This window comes from Pseudomonas sp. CFBP 8770 (genome assembly GCF_014841705.1).
Taxonomy (GTDB): domain Bacteria; phylum Pseudomonadota; class Gammaproteobacteria; order Pseudomonadales; family Pseudomonadaceae; genus Aquipseudomonas.
The window spans coordinates 368,333-389,756 of sequence record NZ_JACYUL010000005.1 but is presented as its reverse complement, the minus strand read 5'-3'; the positions used below and the strand labels follow the sequence as shown (position 1 = coordinate 389,756).

The 21,424-nt window shown below is 63.4% G+C and carries 15 protein-coding genes and 1 tRNA gene; 7 read left to right on the top strand and 9 right to left on the bottom strand.

From position 1 onward, the window contains the following. The first annotated feature begins 73 nt into the window (after positions 1–73). Positions 74–2,578, top strand: coding sequence for an excinuclease ABC subunit UvrA (locus tag IFT98_RS13850; protein ID WP_192049312.1), 2,505 nt, complete (start codon positions 74–76; stop codon positions 2,576–2,578). 61 nt (positions 2,579–2,639) lie between these two features. Here the strand turns inward: IFT98_RS13850 and IFT98_RS13845 are convergent, their stop codons facing one another. Next, complete coding sequence (locus IFT98_RS13845; RefSeq protein WP_192049310.1) at positions 2,640–2,783, bottom strand: hypothetical protein; 144 nt, start codon at positions 2,781–2,783, stop codon at positions 2,640–2,642. Between the two features lie 153 nt (positions 2,784–2,936). Between IFT98_RS13845 and IFT98_RS13840 the strand changes: the two genes are divergently transcribed. The 3 genes from IFT98_RS13840 to csrA (IFT98_RS13830) all read left to right on the top strand — a co-directional run bounded on the left by IFT98_RS13840 (position 2,937) and on the right by csrA (IFT98_RS13830) (position 6,001). After that, the gene (locus tag IFT98_RS13840; RefSeq protein WP_192049308.1) at positions 2,937–3,737 is read left to right on the top strand and encodes a glucose 1-dehydrogenase; all 801 of its coding nucleotides are present in this window, start codon (positions 2,937–2,939) and stop codon (positions 3,735–3,737) included. After that, the gene (locus IFT98_RS13835; protein WP_192049306.1) at positions 3,730–5,547 is read left to right on the top strand and encodes a glycoside hydrolase family 15 protein; all 1,818 of its coding nucleotides are present in this window, start codon (positions 3,730–3,732) and stop codon (positions 5,545–5,547) included. The genes IFT98_RS13840 and IFT98_RS13835 overlap by 8 nt, the downstream gene beginning before the upstream one ends. A gap of 256 nt (positions 5,548–5,803) precedes the next feature. Then, positions 5,804–6,001: a carbon storage regulator CsrA gene (gene csrA / locus IFT98_RS13830; protein WP_122477900.1), complete on the top strand. Its 198-nt coding sequence runs from the start codon at positions 5,804–5,806 to the stop codon at positions 5,999–6,001. Between the two features lie 87 nt (positions 6,002–6,088). Here the strand turns inward: csrA (IFT98_RS13830) and IFT98_RS13825 are convergent, their stop codons facing one another. Then, positions 6,089–6,421, bottom strand: a complete 333-nt coding sequence (locus IFT98_RS13825) for a hypothetical protein (protein WP_122477898.1) — start codon at positions 6,419–6,421, stop codon at positions 6,089–6,091. A 194-nt stretch (positions 6,422–6,615) separates the two neighbouring features. On the opposite strand from IFT98_RS13825, the gene csrA (IFT98_RS13820) reads away from it, so the two are divergent. Continuing rightward, the gene (csrA, locus tag IFT98_RS13820; protein WP_192049304.1) at positions 6,616–6,810 is read left to right on the top strand and encodes a carbon storage regulator CsrA; all 195 of its coding nucleotides are present in this window, start codon (positions 6,616–6,618) and stop codon (positions 6,808–6,810) included. Between the two features lie 25 nt (positions 6,811–6,835). Here the strand turns inward: csrA (IFT98_RS13820) and IFT98_RS13815 are convergent, their stop codons facing one another. The 3 genes from IFT98_RS13815 to IFT98_RS13805 form a co-directional block, all read right to left on the bottom strand. Continuing rightward, positions 6,836–9,214, bottom strand: coding sequence for a hybrid sensor histidine kinase/response regulator (locus IFT98_RS13815; RefSeq protein WP_192049302.1), 2,379 nt, complete (start codon positions 9,212–9,214; stop codon positions 6,836–6,838). A gap of 112 nt (positions 9,215–9,326) precedes the next feature. Continuing rightward, positions 9,327–9,788, bottom strand: a complete 462-nt coding sequence (locus tag IFT98_RS13810) for a response regulator (protein ID WP_122477893.1) — start codon at positions 9,786–9,788, stop codon at positions 9,327–9,329. 3 nt (positions 9,789–9,791) lie between these two features. Next, positions 9,792–12,062: an ATP-binding protein gene (locus IFT98_RS13805; RefSeq protein WP_192049300.1), complete on the bottom strand. Its 2,271-nt coding sequence runs from the start codon at positions 12,060–12,062 to the stop codon at positions 9,792–9,794. Between the two features lie 239 nt (positions 12,063–12,301). Between IFT98_RS13805 and IFT98_RS13800 the strand changes: the two genes are divergently transcribed. Beyond that, positions 12,302–12,387, top strand: a tRNA-Leu gene (locus tag IFT98_RS13800). 108 nt (positions 12,388–12,495) lie between these two features. Further along, positions 12,496–13,602: a Gfo/Idh/MocA family protein gene (locus IFT98_RS13795; protein ID WP_192049298.1), complete on the top strand. Its 1,107-nt coding sequence runs from the start codon at positions 12,496–12,498 to the stop codon at positions 13,600–13,602. 248 nt (positions 13,603–13,850) lie between these two features. Here IFT98_RS13795 and IFT98_RS13790 read toward each other — a convergent pair whose 3' ends face one another. The 4 genes from IFT98_RS13790 to IFT98_RS13775 all read right to left on the bottom strand — a co-directional run bounded on the left by IFT98_RS13790 (position 13,851) and on the right by IFT98_RS13775 (position 21,391). Next, positions 13,851–15,248: an FAD/NAD(P)-binding protein gene (locus tag IFT98_RS13790; RefSeq protein WP_192049296.1), complete on the bottom strand. Its 1,398-nt coding sequence runs from the start codon at positions 15,246–15,248 to the stop codon at positions 13,851–13,853. A 55-nt stretch (positions 15,249–15,303) separates the two neighbouring features. Further along, on the bottom strand, positions 15,304–18,111 hold the full coding sequence (locus IFT98_RS13785) for a bifunctional diguanylate cyclase/phosphodiesterase (protein ID WP_244650968.1): 2,808 nt from the start codon (positions 18,109–18,111) through the stop codon (positions 15,304–15,306). A 415-nt stretch (positions 18,112–18,526) separates the two neighbouring features. Beyond that, positions 18,527–19,273, bottom strand: a complete 747-nt coding sequence (locus tag IFT98_RS13780) for an SDR family oxidoreductase (protein ID WP_122796968.1) — start codon at positions 19,271–19,273, stop codon at positions 18,527–18,529. 27 nt (positions 19,274–19,300) lie between these two features. Then, positions 19,301–21,391 carry a putative bifunctional diguanylate cyclase/phosphodiesterase gene (locus tag IFT98_RS13775; RefSeq protein WP_192049292.1) on the bottom strand — a complete coding sequence of 697 codons (2,091 nt, stop codon included), beginning with the start codon at positions 21,389–21,391 and terminating at the stop codon, positions 19,301–19,303. Positions 21,392–21,424: the final 33 nt, after the last annotated feature.

The window sequence follows — 21,424 nt, the reverse complement described above, 5'->3', positions numbered from 1 at the left end:
TGCAAGGCCTGCTGGAATTGTGCGTGCCCACTGCGGTCGGTTATAGCAACGCTCATACATTTCAAGGCTTTTCATGAAACCTACCGCTCCCAGCGGCTACGTCCAGGTGCGCGGCGCGCGCGAACACAACCTCAAGAACGTCGATGTCGATATCCCCCGCGATGCCCTGGTGGTATTCACCGGGGTGTCGGGCTCGGGCAAGTCGTCTCTCGCGTTCGGCACCCTTTACGCCGAAGCCCAGCGGCGCTATTTCGAATCGGTGGCGCCCTACGCCCGGCGCCTGATCGATCAGGTGGGCGTACCCGACGTCGACAGTATCGAGGGGCTGCCGCCGGCGGTGGCCCTGCAGCAGCAACGCGGCACGCCAAGCACGCGCTCCTCGGTAGGCAGCGTTACCACCCTGGGCAGCCTGGTGCGGATGCTCTATTCGCGGGCCGGCGCCTATCCACCTGGCCAGGCCATGCTCTACGCCGAAGATTTCTCGGCCAATACGCCCCAGGGGGCCTGTCCGCATTGCCACGGTCTGGGCCGGGTGTACGAGGTCACCGAAAAAACCATGGTGCCCGATGACAGCCTGACCATTCGCCAGCGTGCGGTCGCGTCCTGGCCGCCAGCCTGGCAGGGGCAGAATCAGCGGGACATCCTCGTGACGCTGGGCTACGACGTCGACGTGCCGTGGCGTGACCTGCCGAAAAAGCAACGCGACTGGATTCTCTTCACCGAGGAAACACCGACGGTGCCGGTGTACGGTGGAATGACCCCGGCGCAGACCCGCGACGCGCTCAAGCGCAAGTTGGAGCCTAGCTATCAAGGCACGTTCACCGGCGCACGGCGCTATGTGCTGCACACCTTCACCCACTCGCAAAGCGCGCTGATGAAAAAGCGCGTCAGTCAGTTCATGATCGGTGCCGCGTGCGAGGTCTGCGCCGGCAAGCGGCTCAAGCCTGAAGCGCTGGGCGTGACTTTTGCCGGACTGGACATCGGTGAGTTTTCGCGACTGCCGCTCACCCAGTTGGCGCAGAAACTCAAACCGGTGGCCGAGGGCAAGCAGGTCGGCAAAAAGCTCAGTGAAGAAAAACGCCTGGCCGCCGAACAGCTTGCGCAGAACCTGCTGGGTCGCCTGAATACCCTGATCGACCTTGGCCTGGGCTATCTGGCACTGGAGCGGAGCACGCCCACCCTGTCCTCGGGCGAGCTGCAACGCCTGCGCCTGGCCACCCAACTGGGCTCGCAGCTGTTCGGCGTGGTCTATGTGCTGGACGAGCCCACCGCAGGGCTGCACCCGGCCGATGGCGAATCGTTGCACGCAGCCCTGCAAGGCCTGAAAGCCGCTGGCAATTCACTGTTCGTGGTCGAACACGACCTGGACACCATGAGCCGTGCCGACTGGGTAGTAGATGTCGGACCACTGGCCGGCGAGCAAGGTGGCCAGGTGCTGTACAGCGGGCCGCCCAACGGATTGGCCCAGGTCGAAGGGTCGCAGACCCGTGCCTACCTGTACGGCAGCGCCGTACCACTGCCGCGCCCGCGTCGGCCGACCGCGAGCTGGCTTAAGCTGGCCAATGTCAGTCGCAACAACCTGCGCAAGGTCGCCGCGGCTTTCCCTTTGCAATGCTTCACGGCCGTGACGGGTATCTCCGGTTCGGGCAAATCGAGCCTGGTCAGCCAGGTGTTGCTGGAACTGGTGGGCGAGCATCTGGGCCAGGCCCGAGAAGACGTCGAGGACGTGCTCGAAGACGCCGTGCCGCAGACCGAATCGGGGCATATCGTCGAAGGCATGCACAGCATCAAGCGCCTGGTGCAGGTCGATCAGAAACCGATCGGCCGCACGCCGCGTTCCAACCTGGCGACCTATACCGGGCTGTTCGACGCGGTGCGCAAGCTGTTCGCGGCCACGGCCGATGCGCGGCGACAAGGCTTCGACGCCGGGCAGTTTTCCTTCAACGTGGCCAAGGGGCGCTGCCCCGAGTGTGAAGGCGAAGGTTTCGTCAGCGTCGAGCTGCTGTTCATGCCCAGCGTGTTCAGCCCCTGCCCGACCTGCCACGGCGCACGCTACAGCCCCAAGACCCTGGCGGTGAAATGGCAAGGCCGCAGTATCGCCGAGGTGTTGCAGCTCACTGTCCACCAGGCGTGCGAGGTGTTCGCCGAGCAACCGGCCGTGCTGCGTCCCCTGACCGTGCTGCGTGATATCGGCCTGGGTTACCTGCGCCTGGGTCAACCGGCCACCGAACTCTCCGGTGGTGAAGCACAGCGCATCAAACTGGCCACCGAGCTGCAGCGCAATCAACGCGGCGCCACCCTGTACGTGCTCGATGAGCCGACCACGGGGCTGCATCCCAGCGACGTCGATCGGCTGATGCAGCAACTCAATCATCTTGTGGACGCCGGCAACAGCGTGATCGTGGTGGAACACGACATGCGTGTGGTGGCGCAGGCGGACTGGGTGATCGACATCGGGCCGAAGGCCGGTGACCAAGGCGGCAAGGTGGTGGCGGCCGGACGCCCGGAAGATGTGGCGAAAGTCAGCGCCAGCCGCACTGCAGCCTATCTGCAAAGCGCACTGGCGGAACCTGCATAGCGGCTGTCCATCAAGCCGCCATGGCAGCAGCCCCGGCACGCGGGGCTGCCCAGGGGTTACATCAACCGACCGGCTTGCTCTGGCCTTCGTCGGACGGGTTGCGGGCCTTTTCGCCCTGTTGGTTGGCGCGCTTGTGTTCCTCGCCGACCTTGCCGGCATTTTCCGGCTTGTGGTCGAGGTCTTCACGCTTGGATTCTTTGTCCACGGTGTCTCTCCTGGCAGGGGCTGGACGGCTCAGCGAGCCGGTACTTGATTTAGGCAGCTGCCTTCGGGATTCGTGCCCAAACGTTTCCGCGCTGAACTCCCGCACTGCATCGTCAGTCAGCATTGAAACGCCATTATCGGAGGATCATCCCGGATGCAGATTTCATTGGACAAACAGGTTGCCCTGGTGACCGGCGCCAGCTCCGGCCTGGGTGCCGCTGCCGCCAAGGCACTGGCCGCCGCCGGGGCCGCCGTGGTCGTCAACTACAATTCCCACGCCGAGCCTGCCGAACGACTGGTTGCAGAGATTCGCGAGGGGGGCGGCAAAGCCATCGCGGTGGGCGCAGACGTTTCGAAGGAAGACGACGTCGAGCGACTCTTCGCCGCCACCATCGACACCTACGGCGCGCTGGACATTCTGGTCGCCAATTCGGGCCTGCAGCGCGATGCCGCCACGGTCGACATGACTCTGGCCGACTGGAACAAGGTGATCGAGGTCAACCTCACCGGCCAATTCCTCTGCGCGCGCGCCGCCCTGCGACAGTTCCAGAAGCAAGGCCCGCGATCCTGGCTGTCGCGAGCGGCCGGCAAGATCATCCACATGAGCTCGGTGCATCAGTTGATACCCTGGGCCGGCCATGTCAACTACGCGGCCTCCAAAGGCGGCATCGATCTGCTGATGCGCAGCATCGCCCAGGAAGTCGGCGAGCAGCGCATTCGCGTCAACTCGATCGCCCCCGGCGCGATTCGCACCGCCATCAACGAAGAAAACACCCAGGGCGATGCCGAGAAGAAACTGCTCGAATTGATTCCCTACGGTCGGGTCGGCGAGGTAGATGACGTCGCTAACGCAGTCGTCTGGCTGGCGTCCGATCTGAGTGACTACGTGCACGGCACCACGCTGTTCATCGATGGTGGCATGAGCTTGTATCCGGGGTTCCGAAACAATGGCTGAAGACGTCTGCAGCACCCTGCAAAGCCCGATCGAGGCCCACGGCATCATCGGTGACATGCGCAGCGCCGCGCTGGTCGCGGACAACGGCAGTATCGACTTCTGCTGCTGGCCCGAATTCGACAGCCCTTCCATATTCACCGCCCTGCTGGACTGCGACCGTGCGGGCGTGTTCGAACTCGCCCCGGACCTGCCCGGCGCGCGCCGCCAGCAGATCTACCTGCCCGACAGCAACGTGTTGCAAACCCGCTGGATCGACCATGACGCGGTGGTCGAGGTCACCGATCTGATGCCGGTCGCCGCAGAGGCCGACGCCCTGCCCCGGCTGATCCGCCGCATAGAGGTGCGCAACGGTACTGCTACCATCCGTTTGCGCTGCCGGGTTCGGCATGACTACAGCCGCGCCGACACCCAGGCTCGTGCCAGTGGCGAGGACGTCTGCTTCAGCGCCGAAGGACAGCCCACCTTGCGGTTGTCGTCGACCCAGGCTTTGCGCATCGAGGCACACAGCGCCATCGCCGTGTTCGAACTCAAGGAAGGCGAATGCGCCGAATTCATCCTGGGTGCCGAAGAAGATCCCATGGTGCGCGCCGGCGCCGGCCAGGCCTGCCTGGACGAAACCCTGGCGTTCTGGCGCAACTGGATCGGCCATTCCAACTACAAGGGTCGCTGGCGTGAAATGGTCGACCGCTCCGCACTGGCCTTGAAACTGCTGACGTCGCGCCGTCATGGCGGGATCATTGCCGCCGCCACGTTCGGCCTTCCCGAGGCCCCCGGCGGCGTGCGCAACTGGGACTATCGGTATACCTGGATCCGCGATGCATCGTTCACCGTGTACGCCTTCATGCGCCTGGGTTTCACCACCGAGGCCAACGACTACATGCGCTGGGTGCGCGATCGCGTGGGCGAATGCTGCGACGAGCCAGCCCGGTTGGGCGTGGTGTATGGCCTGGACGGACGCGAAGAGCTGCCAGAGTCCGAGCTCGATCACTTGAGCGGGCATGGCGGTGCCAAGCCGGTGCTGGTGGGCAACGGCGCCCATGATCAGGTTCAGCTGGATATCTACGGCGAACTGCTGGACGCCGTGTACCTGGCCAACAAGTACGGCGAGGCGATCTCCCACCAAGGCTGGAAACACGTCACCCACATCGTCGACAAAGTGTGCAGCAGCTGGCATCAGAAAGACGTCGGCATCTGGGAAATGCGCAACCCGCCCGAGCATTACCTGCACTCACGCCTGATGTGCTGGGTTGCCCTCGATCGGGCCCTGCGTCTGGCCGAGAAGCGTTCGCTGCCAGCTCCATTCGAGCGCTGGGACAAGGAACGCCAGGCGATCCACGACGACATCTGGAATAATTTCTGGAACGCCGATGCTGGGCATTTCGTCCAGAAGCTGGGCAGCGTCGAGCTCGACGGTTCCATGCTGTTGATGCCACTGGTGCGTTTCGTGGGTGCCAGCGACCCGCAATGGCTGAGCACACTCGAGGCAATCGAGCGCACGCTGGTGCGTGACGGCATGGTCTACCGCTACCGCCAGGATGATGGCCTGCCCGGCGACGAAGGTGCGTTCACCGCCTGCTCGTTCTGGTATGTGGAATGCCTGGCGCGGGCTGGCCAGGTGGAAAAGGCACATCTGGAATTCCAGCAGTTGCTGCGCTATGCCAACCCGCTGGGTCTGTTCGCCGAAGAGTTTGATCGGCATGGCCATCATCTCGGCAATACCCCCCAGGGATTGAGCCATCTGGCACTGATCAGCGCCGCCAGCTTTCTTGACAGGAAGCTGAGTGGCCAGCGTACCCAGTGGCAACCCTAGGGTTTCGTTCCAGCAATGATGGCAAGAGTGCCACTATCGCCCCGATAAACCAAACGTAATGCCAATCTGCTAGGCGCCTGTACAGAACCACGCCATACTGGCGCCTAGTGCCACTCGTTGTGCCATGACTGCCGCGTATCCACAAACAGGGCGCTTCGAGGGAATTAAATTTGTCACGTTGCGTCCGTATTCAGGTAGCAATCGACACCCTTCAAACACCGGATAAATTCTAAGCAAAGGAATCAAGGAGCCGTTCATGCTGATACTCACCCGCAAGGTAGGCGAAAGCATCGTCATTCATGACGACATCAAGATCACTATCCTTGGCGTGAAAGGGATGCAGGTGCGAATCGGCATCGATGCGCCGAAGGATGTACAGGTCCATCGCGAAGAAATCTTCAAGCGTATCCAGGCAGGCAGCCCTGCACCGGAAAAGGGAGATGGCCAGGCCTGATCGGCCACCTGCCGCGGTCCTTCGAACGCCGCCATGCAGCTGGCTTCAGCCAGGCTGCACAGCGGCGCGAAGTCACCGCTTACACGGTCAGACAGGTGTTGCCTGGTGATGATTGTCGTCTGGAGCCCCTGCCCCACCGCCCGCATGCCGCTTCGCCTTGTCCGTGGCGAACGCCAGTGCATCCTTGGCACATGTCAATCCATCGCGTATTTCGGTCTGTTCCTTGATCACCCGGCCATCCACGCCGTAGGTGCCAAAGAACACCGAGATTTTGTCTTCGCCGATCTTGCGCGCACGCACCACGATACGGCAGCCGTTCTTGAGCGTTTCCTCATGGCGAACCTGCTCGTCCAGATAATTCGCTGACGAGTCTTCCCATTCCATGAACTGCTTGGTGGTTTCCAATTCTACGTCTGTCATATGCCTACCTCTTGTGGGTAATCAAGGCGATGCCTTATATAACCGACCTTCTACAAGCGCCGTGGTTCAGTACAACCCAGCGGTAGGAAATGTCGCCGACGACAAATGCGCATCGAAGGGAATTATTCCTGCACGCCACACGTCACTAATCAAAGATGCCTTGAACGAAAGCCCTCGATTGCAAGGATTTCATCATGCTGATATTGACGCGCAATACCGACGAAAGCATCGTTATCGAAGACAATATTCGTATCACCATCATCGACGTCAAGGGCGGCCAGGTTCGCCTGGGCATTGATGCGCCACGGGATGTGGCCGTGCATCGCCAGGAGATCTACGAGCGGATCAAGGCAGGCGTGCCGATGGTACCCAAAACGGCCGGCCGCTGATTCGGCCGGCATCCGTTATGCGTTGCTAGGCGCGGAAAGCAGCGCTGAGCTTGCTCGCCAGGTCCTGCTCGCGAAAAGGTTTCTGTACCAAGGGATAATGCTCGGCGTCGAGACCTTCGAGCTCGGCATAACCGGTCACGAACACGATCGGCAACCTCGGATGACGGCGGCGGATCATATGCGCGAGCTCGCCGCCGTTGGTACCTGGCATGGCGAAGTCGGTCAGCACCAGGTCGACACTGGGGTCCAGCTTGTTCAGCGCCTGCTCGGCACTGTCGGCCTCGATCACACTGTAGCCGAGGCCCTGCAACATGGTCGCCGTCACTTCGCGCACGTCGTGATCATCGTCTACCAGCAGGATGGTCTGGCGCTCGTTTTCGTCATGAGCGGCAGCGACATAGGCGGGCTCGTCTGCGTGCGCCACGGGGTGATCCGGAACGCCCGGCAAGTAGACCTTTACCGTGGTGCCGTAGCCTGGCGAGGTCATGATGGCCACACCACCGCCCGACTGTTTGGCAAAGCCGAATACCTGGGCCAGACCCAAGCCTGACCCCTTGCCCACTTCCTTGGTGGTGAAGAACGGCTCGAAGGCCTTGGCCACCACCTGCTGGCTCATGCCAGTACCCGAATCCTGGATCGACAGCACCACGTAGTTGCCTGGCTCCGGGTCTTCCGGACGCTGCGCGGCCATGCTCACTGTTTCGTTGGCCGTGGACAGGCGCAAGGTGCCGCCCCCGGGCATGGCATCGCGTGAGTTGATCGCCAGGTTGAGAATGATCATCTCGGTCTGGGTCGGATCCACCAACGCATTCCACAGGTCGGGGGCGGTGTCGGTTTCGATCCAGATGCTGCCACCCAGGGTGCGCTGCAACAGCTCGATCATGCCTTCGACGGTACCGTTGAGGTTGACTGCAACCGGCTCGAGGCGCTGACGGCGCGAGAACGACAGTAACTGACCGGTAAGCTTGGCGCCGCGCTCGCCCGCCTCCTTGATGTTCTGCAGGCGACCCTGGATACGTTCGGTCCGGCCCTTCTCGAAATCGCGGGCGATGAAGGTGGTACTGGCCAGGATCACCGTCAGCAGGTTGTTGAAGTCGTGCGCCACACCCGCCGTCAGCTGGCCGACCGCTTCCAGGCGCTGCAGCTGGTGCAGCGTGGCCTCGATGCGCTGGCGCTCGTCGATCTGCTCGCGCAGCTGGTGGTTGGCACCGGCCAGTTCGTCCAGCACCTCACGCTCACCGGTGATGTCGCGCACGGCGGTATACATCAGCCCTTCGTCCGGGACGATGGTCCAGGACAACCAGCGGTAGTTTCCGTTGGCATGGCGCATGCGGTTGACGAAGCGGGTCGAGACATTGCCGTTGGCGATGTTCTCGGTCTCGCGGCGGGTTGCGGCGAGATCGTCGGGATGAATGAGCTCCCACAGCTGGATGCTGCCCAGATGCTCACGGGTCCAGCCCAGTGTGGATTCCCATGCGGGGTTGAGCGACACCGGCGACATGTCGAAGCGCATCACCCCCAGCAACTCGCGGGACAGCTCCCAGGTGCGGTCGCGCTCACGGGTGCGCTTGACCACCCGCTCCCCGAGCATCTCGTTGAGTTGTTCCAGGGCCTGGGTCGCTTGCTTCTGCTCGGTGATGTCCTGGATGACACCGGTGAAACGCACGCACACGCCGTCTTCGAAGAAGGCCTGCCCATGGCTGGCAATCCAGCGCAGGGTACCGCTGGCCAAACGCACGCGATACTCGATGTGAAACAACCGCCCATCGTCGACCGTCAGGGCCGCGGTCATGCGTTCCTGAACCACGGGCAGGTCTTCGCCGTGGCAGTAGTCGAGAAACAGCGCCAGGTTCACCTCGGTGGCGGGGTCGAGCTCGTACAGTGCCCGGCAGCGTTCGTCCCACAACAGCGTGTCGCTGGGCGGCGCATAGTCCCAGACACCCATGCGCGCCGCATTGGTGGCAATGTGCGCGCGCACTTCGGCGTGCTGCAGGGAACGCTCTGCGTCGCGCCGACGGTGGCGCTCGTGGACTTCGTCCATGGCGCGCTGGATGGCACGAGGCAACAGGCTCAGGTTCTGTTTGAGCACATAGTCGATGGCGCCTTGGCGCATCATTTCGACCGCATGCTCTTCGCCGTAGACCCCTGACAGGAAGATGAACGGCGTCACTGGCGCTAGGCGCTGCGCTGCCTGCAGCACCAGCGGGCCGGATGAGCCTGGCAGCATGTAGTCACACAGAATCAGGTCGAACGCACCGTCCGCCAGCGCCTGCTCCACACCCTGGTGATTGAACACCAGGGTCGACTCGACGGCCACGCCTGCGCGCTCCAGGGTCATCAGCGCCAGTTCGGCATCGAGGGGGCTGTCTTCCACGAACAGCAGTTGCAAAGGCTTGGGCGGCATAGAGATCCGAATACGTGACTGGAGTGTGGCGCGCTTTGCGCCATCCGTGCGCCATTGGGTGGGGCACGCTGGGTGTGGTTGGGTCTCGACCGTCACACAGCGCGAGCAGGACTCAGGAGCCGGGACGACGAACGATTCGTGACGAACCCGGTGGCGGCTCGTTCAAGACCGCCCAGAAAATACCCAGGTCGGAAATGGCTGACACGAATTCCTTGAATTCGACCGGCTTGACCACGTAAGCGTTCACTCCAAGTGAGTAAGCCCGTTCAAGATCCGGTTCTTCCCTGGATGAGGTCAGCATGACCGTGGGAATACTGCGCAACTGTTCGGTTTCGCGGACCACCTTGAGCACTTCCAGCCCGTCGACCTTGGGCAGCTTGAGATCCAGCAGCAGCACCGCCGGGTTGCCCGCGTCACGCGCCGCATGACTGCCACGGCGCAGCAGATAGTCGAGCGCTTCGGCACCGTCACGCATGACGATGACTTCGTTCGCCAGTTGGCTGCGCTCCAGCGCCACCAGTGTCAGCTCCAGGTCTTTGGGATTGTCCTCGACCAGAAGAATAGGTTTGAGCATCGCTTACCTCGGTAGATTCGTGCCGGCGGAATGTGTACGTCGCGGCAACGCCATGTAGAAAGTGGCGCCCTGATCCAGGGCGCCTTCGGCCCACACCCGGCCGTCGTGTCGTTCGATGATGCGGCGCACACTGGCCAGGCCAATGCCGGTGCCTTCGAACTCTTCCATGCGGTGCAGGCGCTGGAACACCCCGAACAGCTTGCCGGCGTAGGCCATGTCGAAGCCCACACCATTGTCACGCACGAAGATGATCGTCTCGGCGTCCTGCTGGTAGGCGCCGACTTCGATCACCGCATGCTCGCGGGTGCGGCTGTACTTGATGGCATTGGACACCAGGTTGCGCAGCGCCAGGTGCACGAACGCGGCGTCGGCCACCAGGCGCGGCAGTGCTGCCACCTGCCATTGCAGATCGCGACCTTCGTAATCGGGCTGCATCTCCAGGCGGATGGACTCGACCAGCGCGTTGAGGTCGACGTCGGTGAAACGCAGGGCCGAACGCCCCATCTGGGAAAAGCTCAGCAGGTTGTCGACCAGGGTGCCAGCAAACCGCGCAGACTCGCCGATGTGTTCGAGAAAACGCAAGCCTCGCTCGGACAGCTTGGGGCCATCGAAGTCGGTCAGCAGTTCGGCGTACCCGGCAATGTGGCGCAACGGTGCGCGCAGGTCATGGGACACGCTGTACGAGAACGCCTCGAGCTCCTTGTTGGATTTCTTCAGTTCGCCGGCCAACTGCGCCAGTTCTTCGGCCTTGCGCAGGACGATGCCGAGCACGGCAGTGCGCAGTTCGTGAACGCCTTCGATCTCGAGTGCATCCCAGGGGCTGGAAAAGCCGCTGACTTCCTGTTTCCAGCTGTCGAAGCTGGCGCGTGGATTGAGCACACCGGCGCTGTCCAGGCTTTTTTCTGCCCGTCCCGCCCAGGTCACCGTGTGCGCTTGCTCGGGCTTGAACCAGATCAGGTAGTGGGAATGGATCTCGGAAATGGCCACGGCCAGCACACCGCCGCAGTAACGCGCCAGTTCGGGCAGCTCGGGCAGGTCTCGACCGACGTTGTCGCTGTGGAATATCTCCTGCCCGCCGCGCTCGGCCAGCCACACTGCCAACGCATCGACCAGCGCCTGCGGGGGCGTGTCACCCAGCAATTCACAGCGCGCCTCGGCGATGATCGCCGCACCACTGGCGCGGGCGAAACCCAGAAAGGTATCGGGCAGCGCCAGCAGGCCGGCACGCACGCTGTCGCTGTCGGCCATGGCGGAAAGCAGCTGGACGATCTGCCGACGCAGTTCCAACATGCGCTCATGCTGCGCATGGATGGCTTTGGTTTCGATCTGCAACGACAGGACGCTGCCCAGCAGCTCACAGGCGGTACGGGTCTGAAAACCGACCGCATGAGGCTGGTCGTGGTGACAGGAGATCAGACCCCAGAGCCGACCGTCGACCACGATGGAAATCGACATCGACGCCATCGTCTGCATGTTGCGCATGTACTGCACGTGCACGGGTGAAACGCTGCGCAGTGCTGCATGACTGAGGTCCAACGGCTCGCCGGTCAGGGGATTGTCGGCCGGCATCAGCGGCGATGCCTGGTAGTTGGCATCTTCGATCACCCGGATGCGGTTGATGCAGTACAGCTCCCTGGCCTGACGCGGAATATCGGACGCCGGGAAGCATAGCCCCAGGTAGCTGGGGTAGCCCTCGTCCCGTGCCTCGGCCAGCACGGTGCCGTTGCCCGTCTCGTCGAAACTGTAGGCCTTGACCCGACCGAAGCCGGTCACGCGCTTCACCTCGACCACCGAGCGCTCGCACAACTCGAGAATGTCCCGGGCGTTGTGCAACTGGCCAATGAACGTCCGCACCATTGGGTACAAGGCGCCATAGGCATCCGCCTCATCGGCAGCGGGCTCGAACTCGGCGACGATCACCCCGTCGACGCGGTGCACCATCATCGCCGTGGCAATCTGGCGACGGCTGCCCTGGGCGAAGCGCACATCGGCGAAATGAAATGGCTGCTGTTCTTCCCCGGACCAGGCGGCCAGGCGCGCCGACAGCGCCGCACCTCGCTCGATCAGGTCGGCGACCGGCGTTTCCAGCAGGTGCGCAGGCTCGAGCTGCAGCCAATGGCGGACGTTGTCGCTGACCTGCAGCACACGCTGGGCGGCGGCGTCGAGCACCAGCATGAAACCCTGCGGCTGGATGCTGCCCGGCGTACGTATGGGCTCGCTCGCGCACTGCTCGATGGCAGCGGCGAGCAGGACCGAAGTCTCGCGTGATGTCACAGTGGATCTCCTGGCGGCCTATCAGCGCGGTGCTGCAAGCCATTGCATGGTCGCCAACCGTGGCATGTGAAAAACTTACAATCGGCTACCACCTTAGCAAATTAGGACGCGCCATGTAGGCTTTACGTTCATTAATGGCAAATTGATTTTAGCCACTGCGGGTGCATGTTTTGCAGGCCGCGCCATCGAACCATTAGCGCATGACATTTCTCAGCCTAATCAGTATGATGCGCGACTATGCGAGGTTGGCGAAATTGGTAGACGCATCAGACTTAAAATCTGACGACCTTTGGTTGTGCGGGTTCGATTCCCGCACCTCGCACCATCTCGATTTCTCCCCCCTCTTCCCAATCTTCGGGAACTCCTGCCCTCTCAGCTTGCCGACTTCCTATACGCCACGCATTTCGCCTGGTGACACAAGGAGGCCCGACCCATGCCTGATGCTCAGGGAAAAATTCGTTACGCCGTGGTTGCCGGTGGCTGGATTTCGCAAGGTGCGTTCATGCCCGGTGTGGACCAGACCAGCAATTCGGTGATGACTGCACTGGTGACCGGCGACCCGATCAAGGCCGATGAACTGGCTGCGATGTATGACCTCAAGAGCTACAGCTACGAGCAGTTTCCCGAACTGCTGGCGTCGGGCGAGATCGATGCGATTTACCTGGCCACGCCCAACTTCCGTCATCGCGAATTCGCCGTCCCGGCGCTCGAAGCCGGTATCCATGTGCTGCTGGAAAAGCCCATGGCTGCCAGCGAGGAAGACTGCTTGGCAATCAATGCGGCTGCCGAGCGTGGCAACGCCAAGCTGATGATCGCCTACCGTCTGCATTGCGAGCCGGGCACCGTGGACATGGTCCAGCGCGTGCGCCGCGGCGATATCGGTGAGCCACGGCTGTTTACCGCCACCTTCACGCAACATACCGATGCCGAGAACCACCGGATGAAAAGCGGCTTCTGGGCGGGCCCAGCGGCGGACATGGGGCCCTACCCGCTCAATGCCGTGCGCAACCTGTTCGGCGGCGAGCCGCTGGAAGTGCATGCTGTAGGCGCGCAGACACCCGGACGGCCGATCAACACGCCAGACACCGTCAGTGTGACTCTGCGGTTCTCCGAGCAGCGTCAGGCTACGTTCACCGTCAGCTACAGCCTGCCGGCAACCGAGCGGTTCCAGTTGATCGGTACCAAGGGGGAGTTCGAGGCATCGCCTTGCTTCGGTTTCGGTGAAGGCGTCGCCATTGCCTATCGCGCGATCATCGACGGCGAAACGCAGGCTCATACCTTCCCGGTGGTCGATCAGTTCGGCGGCGAGACGGAGTACTTCTCTCAGTGCATCCTCGAAGACCGCCAGCCCGAAGCGGATGGCGATGAAGGTTGGCGTGACGTGCGGGTGCTGGCCGCCATCGAGCGCTCGCTGCAGACCGGCGAGATACAGAAGCTCGAGCCGTTGCCATCGCGCCCAGGCATCCAGCCTGATCAAGCGCGCACGCTGCCACTGGCCAAGGTGCCGCCGTACGTCAATACCACCGAACCCAACGACTGAATGACGCACTGGCCTGTCTGCAAAACCGCAGCGCCTGCTTCGCGGCCGATGACCGCTCCCACAAGGGGGTAAGCGCAATCCCTGTGGGAGCGGTCCGTGGCCGCGAACCAGCCGCCGCGGTGTGTCCGGTGCAAGGTGCCAGCCCCTTCGCGGCCGATGACCGCTCCCACAAGGGGGTAAGCGCAATCCCTGTGGGAGCGGTCATCGGCCGCGAAGGGCGCGCCGCGGTGTGGCGGTGCAATGCAGCTTCAGCTGCGCTCGATCAACGTCATCGCCAGGCGTTTGGCCTGGGCGGCGACGTCAGTGACTGCGGTACTTTCCCACCACATGCCGCGCAACGGCGGGCCCATGGCAAACAGTCGTTCGGCGACATGGCCCTGGGTGTCGACCACAGCCCCGTCGACGTCGGCCTCTATACCCAATGCCAAAGGTCCCGGCCGGATCAAGCCACGTGCCAGAAGCTGGCGCGGCAACGGCTTGTCGACTCGCCGCCAGTCATACTCGATGCCACTGGAATTGATCAACGCATCACCGTGCAGTTGCACCGACTCCGGCTCGCCCCGGCGGCGGATCGTCAGGGTCGTGCCTTCGGTGCGCTGGTAGCAGGCTGCCTGCAGGGTCAGTCGGCCCTCGCCGATCAGCCTCTGCACCAGCGCGTCGCTGGGCGGTGGCGACCGATGGTGGTGGCTCTCCCACCAGGGCCGTACATGGCGCACGAACTGGCGCTTCTGGCGCTCGCTGGCCTGGCTCCAGAGCCGCGCTATGTGCGCGCGCACGGTGTCCAGCGGCGCCTGCCAGTCGATGCCTTGCTGCAACGCGTGACGGCATTGCCTGCGCACCTCGGCCATGAGCTGACGCGGGCTTCGCAAGTCGTCGGCGGTCGCGAGGAAATCCGGCCAGCTCGGCGGCTGACGACGAACATGAGGCCACAGACCGTGCCGCGAAATCACCGTGATTGGCCCGCGATGGCCGGCCTGCTCGAGCGAGACCACGGCATCGACCATGGTCAGTCCCGAGCCGATGATCAGCACTCGGGCCTGGCGATCGAGGCCACGCATGGCCTGCACGTCCCACGGATCGACAGCCGCAGCGTTCAGCCCGCCTGGGGCTTTCAAGGCGGTGCGCGCGGCGGGGAACATGCCAGTGGCGAGCACTGCCTGCCGGCCGTACCACGTTTGCCCGTTATCCAGGGTGATCTCGACCTGCTCGCCGTGGGTCTGCAGATCGATCGCCTGCGCGCGCACATGCGCTGCCGTGGACCCGTGCCGCGCACCCAAGGCACGCGCCTCGGCCAGGCGTTGCTGGGCATAGAGCCCGAAGATGCCACGCGGCGGGAACAGCTCGGCCACCGGCAGGGCCTGCTCGGACGAACGCGGCCAGCCGCCGTTGTCGATGAACTCGGCGAGCCATTCGGTCAAGTCGTCGGCATTGTCGGGGTCGACGCTCATGCGCGCCGCGTTGCCATTGAGGGTATGCCCCAACTCGGTGGCACTGTAAGCCTCGCCGCGGCCCAGTTCAGGGCGCGGCTCGATGACGACGATCTGCCGTGCATGAGGTTGTCTGAGCAACTGCACCGCCAGCAGGGTCCCGCTCAAGCCGCCACCGATGATCACTACATCGGCGTGCCTGGAAACAACATCGGTCATGGGTGATCTCTCGAAACGATTTCGCCGATCATACGTCATGCGAAGCACCCGGCCGCTACGACGCTGTCACCACACCGCGACACGCCGCCAGATCAAGGTCCTGGAGCGCGGCGGGCCGGGCGAAGTAATAGCCCTGGGCCTGAGAGGCGCCCATCTCGCGTAACAATTGCAAGGTGGCAAGGTCCTCTACCCCTTCGGCGACGACCGTCAAACCTAGCGATTCGGCCATGCGCACGATGGCACGGACGATGGCCCGGCTGCGAGCACTGCTGGTCAACTCGAGAATGAACGACTTGTCGATCTTCAAGCCGTTGAATTGGTATTGGTGAACGTAGCTGAGCGACGAGAAACCTGCACCGAAGTCATCGAGCACCACGCTCATGCCGTGTTCGGCCAACTGCTGCATGGTTCGCTGCGCCATGGCCGGCTCGGCCACCAGCGCGCCCTCGGTCAGCTCCAGGCAGATTCGCGAGGCGGCTACCTGATGGCGCGCGAGCACGGCCAGCACTTCGTCGGCGAACCCGCTGCGGGTGATGCTGTAGCTGGAGCAATTGACATGCACGGGGGGCCAGTGCGCATGCGCGGGCTGCGCAAGAATCTCGGCCACACACGTCAACATGTAGAGGTCGAGACGACCGATCAGCCGCAGGCCTTCTAGCGCGGGCAGGAAGTGTCCGGGTGCAACGATGCGCCCGTCCGGCTGGTGCCAGCGAATCAAGGCCTCCAGCGCCTGCACCTCGCCGGTCTGTACATCGACGATGGGCTGGAAATACGGTAACAGTTCATCGCTGCGCTTTAGCGCGTTGCGCAGGGCGCCCTCCTGCTCTACCTGGTCGGAGACTTCGCGGCGCAATGCCTGGTTGAACACCGCATAGCTGTCGCGACCGGCATTCTTCACCCGGTACATCGCTTTGTCGGCGTCACGCAGCAGATCGGCCGGCTCGCTGTGGAACTGACTGTCGGCGCCGACGATACCGATGCTGCACGAGGAAAACACTTCGTGGGCATTGATGAAAAAAGGCCGGTCAAATGCCACCAGAATGCGCTCGGCCATCTCCACCGCAGCTTCCAGGTTCGAATCCGGCGCCAGCACGGCGAACTCGTCGCCACCCAGGCGGGCCAGCAGGTCGTGCTCACGCAGGCAGCCGCGCAGACGAGCGCCGGCTTCCCTGAGCAACTGGTCGCCGAAGTGGTGGCCAAAACTGTCGTTGACCATCTTGAAACGGTCCAGGTCGATGAACATCACCACCAGTTCACGGCCATCGGTGCAGTACTGGTCCCAAGCCTGGGCCAGACGCTGTTGCAGGTGAATGCGATTGGGCAGCCCAGTCAGTGCATCGTGGGCATTTTCGTACTGCAGCTTGGCGTTGGCATGGTCAAGCTCGCGGGTTCTACTCTGGACCCGCGCTTCCAGCCGCAGGTTCGCTTCATAGATGGCCTCGGCGGCGCTGCGGCGCGACAGCGCGGTGTCGATGTGGCGCGAGACGAACGTCAGCAGGTCCTGGTCGCGCAGGGTGTAGTGCACGTCGCTGGCGTAGCTCTGCACCACCAGTACGCCGCGCACGCGATCATCGTCGAACAGCGGAACGCCGAGCCAGGATTGCGAGCGGATCGGCTCGCGGCTGTCTTCGATTTCACCCTGGATCATCAGCCGCGTCGCAGCGTCGAAGTCGATCAGGCAGGCGCAGCGCTGGCGAATCACGAACTCGGTCAGGCCACGCCGACCGCGGCGCGGCTGCGGGCGACCGGCGAGCTGTTCATCGACGTAATAGGGAAAGCTGACTTCGCCGCTGTCCCCGTCGAAGATCGCAATGTAGAAATTGCGTGCGTACAGCAAGTCGCCGACGATGACGTGCAGGCTGTGATAGAGGCCGTCGATTTCGCCCGGCTTGCTCGACAGCTCGGCGATCTGGAACAGCGCGACCTGCAGGTGCTCGGCACGCTTGCGCTCGGAGACTTCCAGGCGCAGGGCGGCGTTGAGCTGGGACAATTCCTGGGTACGGCGCGACACCGTTTCCTCCAGGTCGGCACGATGCAGGATACGGTCCAGCGCCATGGCAACGTGGCGGGCGACGACCAGGAACAGCGCCCGGTCTTCAGCGCTGTACGCCCGCTGGACGTCGTAGACCTGCATGGCGATCATGCCGAACACTTCGTCGCGGGCGTTCTTGAGGGGCGAACCCATCCAGAATTCTGGAATGTGCCCTACGCAATGAAAACGCCCCTGCCGCCCCGCCAGGGCGATACCCTTGGCGTCGATCAGCAGTGGCTGGCCGCTGGTCAGTACCTGGCCGGTCAGGGACAAATGCTCGGGAGTCAGGTACTCGTAGTTCTCTGCTTCCAGCGCCTCTACGTCAATCACGTCCACGTAATAGGGATAGGTGATCTTGCCGCTTTGCGCATCGTAGAGCGCCAGGTAGAAGTTCTCGGCATCGATCAGGGTGGCCAGGAGCTTGTGCACACCCACCAGGAAAATCCCGCGATCGCGAGTGGAGCTGGCCAGGTAGGTGATTTCGTAGAGTACGCGTTGGGTGATCTGCGCGCGGGCCAGAGCGTCGGTTTGCACCTGAAGGCCGATAGCGGCGGCGAGGTCGGCCAGGGCGCCATCATGGGAGACGTGCACAGGGGCCATCAGCCAGCCAAGTACCGCTTCGCCCTGGCCGGTGGGCCATAGCTGCAGGCCGCAGCTTTCACAGAAGCGCTGCAGCTCATGGTTGGCCAGCACCAGGGGCCAGTGCCGCTGCAGGTCGCCCTGGCCTTCGAGATGCAGCTGCTCGCCCGCCCGGTACCACGCCCACGCAGTGCTGTGGGGCCATTCACGGGCCTGCTGCAGAATCGCTTCCAGCGATGCTGCCTCGAGCATGGGCGTGGAGCCCTTGCCAAGCGCGGCAAAGGTCGGGGAATCGGAACTCATAGACGCTCCATGCCAGAAAACCAACGGCGTACATCTTCGAGCTTATGGCCATCTAATGGCAAGCCCCGCGAACGGCCCTGACGTTTACGGCAAATCTTTGTGTCGCAATCCCCTTTGCGTCCTTGCCGGCCGCCGCGATGACCGCTCCAGCGCAATCTCTGTAGGAGCGGTCCGTGGCCGCGAACCAGGCGCCGCGGTGTGTCAGGTATACGGTGCCAGCCCCTTCGCGGCCGATGACCGCTCCCACAGGAGGGGTAAGCGCAATCTCCGTAGGAGCGGTCCGTGGCCGCGAACCAGACACTGCGGTGTGTCAGGCGTACGGCGCCAGCCCCTTCGCGGCCGATGACCGCTCCCACAGGAGGGATTACAGGCCGCCGCCGACATCCAACAGGGCGCCGGTGGTGTAGCTGGCCTGGTCGCTCACCAACCACATGATTGCCTGCGCGATTTCCTCGGGCTGACCACCGCGGCCCATGGGCACGGCACCTTCCTTGCGGGTGACCCTTCCGGGCTCGCCGCACAGGGCATGGAAGTCGGTGAAAATCATCCCGGGGCGAACCGCGTTGACCCGTATGCCCTCCCCGGCCACTTCTTTGGCCAATCCGATGGTGAAGCTGTCGATGGCCCCCTTGGACGCCGCGTAGTCGATGTACTCGTCTGCAGACCCCAACCGAGCGGCGATCGAAGACACGTTGACGATCACCCCACCCTGGCCGCCGTGGCGCCGCGACATCCGTCCTACCGCGTGCTTGGCGCACAACATGGGGCCCAGCACGTTGGTCGTCATCACGCCGAGCAGGCGCTGCTCGGACATCTCGTCCAGCCGCGCCTTGGGCCCGTTGGTGGCCGCGTTGTTGACCAGCGCAGTGACCCGGCCCAACTCGGCATCCACCTGACTGAACAAACGGAACACGCCATCTTCGCGGCTGACGTCGGCACGCACCGCAATGGCCTGCACGCCCAGCGCCCGCACTTGCTGCAGCACATCCCGGGCCGCTGCATCATCGCTGCGGTAATTGATGCAGACACGATAGCCCTGGCTTGCCGCCAGCAGCGCAGTCGCAGCGCCGATGCCCCGACTGCCGCCTGTGATGACAATGACTTTTTCCATGAAATCCGTAGTCTCCCAAGACCGGGTTCAGGCGCGGCTGGCGCTCTTGATATGCCTGGCCGCATGAATGTCGTGCATGAAACGCTCGGCCGGAAGCGGATGGCCAAGCAGATAACCCTGCAGGGAATCACATCCCAAGCGTGTCAGAAACTGCTGTTGATTGCTGGTCTCCACCCCCTCGGCCACGATCCGCAGGCCCAGCGCCTGACCCAGGGCAACGATCGCCGACACGATGGCGGCGTCGTCGCTGTCCTGCTCCAGGTCACGGACGAAACCACGGTCGATCTTCAGCTCGTTGGCGGGCAGCCGCTTGAGGTACATGAGGCTCGAATAACCCGTGCCGAAATCGTCGATGGACAGATCGACCCCCATGTCCGAGAGCTGCTGCAGCACGTTCATGCTGGCATCGGCGTCGCTCATCGCCGTGGTCTCGGTGATCTCCAGGGTCAGGTTGGCAGCGTCGAGCCCGTGCCGATCCAAAGTGCTGGCCACGCCGCGCACCAGACCGGCATGGCCGAACTGCAGGGCGGAAAGATTGACCGCGATGCGCCAGTGCCCAAAGCCCTGGTCGACCCACTCGCGCATCTGCCGACAGGCTTCGTCGAGCACCCAGCTGCCGATGTCGATGATCAGCCCGGTTTTCTCCGCAAGATCGATGAAGGCGGCAGGCGCCAGCAGGCCCATTCGCGGGTGCTGCCAGCGCAGCAACGCCTCGGCGCCGATCGGCTCGCCGCTGCGGGCATCGAACTTGGGCTGGTAGAACAGGCGCAACTGCTGCTCGGTGAGCGCCATGCGCAGTTCCTGCAGCAGCTGCAGTTGCTTGCGGGCATTGGTGTTCATCGAGCTTTCGAAGAAACTGTAGCCGTTCTTGCCGATGCTCTTGGCGTGGTACATGGCTGCGTCGGCATTCATCAGCAACTCGCTTTGGTCGACTCCGTTGCCTGGGTACAGGGCAATACCGATGCTCGCTGAAATCTGCAATGTGTGCCCTGCCACCTCGAACGACTGGCCGATAAGATGCACCTGCTGCGCGGCGATACCCTTGGCATAGGCCGGTTCTTCCAGGCTCACCAGCAATACGAACTCGTCGCCGCCGATCCGCGCCAGGGTATCCTGGCCATGCAGCCCGCCGCGCAGGCGCGAGCCCACGGCGCGCAGCAACTGGTCGCCCATGTGATGGCCGAAGGCGTCGTTGACGGGCTTGAAACCATCCAGATCGATGAACATCACCGCCAGGTAGCCGCCGACGGCATCGACCTGGCTGATCGCCTGGCCAATGCGATCGGCCAGCAGTATGCGGTTGGGCAGCCCGGTCAGGTTGTCGTGCAGCGCCAGCTGAGTCAGTTCCTGGTTCGCCAGGGTCAATGAGTTGGCCAGCGCCGAGGTACGCGACTCCATGCGCGCGTCCAGTACCGACGTCAGCAGGGTCATCCCCAGCACCGCCAGGGTTGTCACCAGCACCAAATAGTCGAGGCCGTCGCCGGTCAGGCCGTTCAGGGCACCGCCGCAGACGCTGCCCGCCGGGAATTCGGCCGCAGCCATGCCGGTGTAGTGCATGCCGACGATGGCGATGCCCATTACCACCGACGCGCCCGCCCGGGCCAGGCGCACGTTCGGACGGTTGCGGCGCAGGCGGAAGGCGATCCACAACGCCGCGCCGGAAGCGCCGGCGGCAATCGCCAGCGACGCGATGAACAACGCAGGGTCGTAGACGATGCCTGGCTGCATCTGCAGCGCAGCCATGCCGGTGTAGTGCATGCTGCTGATACCGGCGCCCATGATCAGGGCGCCAACGGCCAGTTGCGGCCCCGGCAGCTGCGGCTGGCTGACCAGCCACAAGGCAAAGCCAGAACTGAGCACGGCGATGAGCAGCGAAGCCGCCGTGAGGCCGAGGTCATAGCCCAGCTGGATCGGCAGTTCGAAAGCGAGCATGCCGATGAAATGCATCGACCACACGCCGATGCCCATGGCCAGCGCCCCGCCGCTCATCCATAGATAGACAGCCCGGCCCTGCGCCGTGGCAATACGTCCGACCAGATCAAGCGCGGTGTACGACGCCAGAATGGCGACACACAGCGATACGACGACAAGAGCGGAAGAATAGGTACCAATCAACATCGATATCTCGACCAAGGCGTGCGGAGTTTCAGG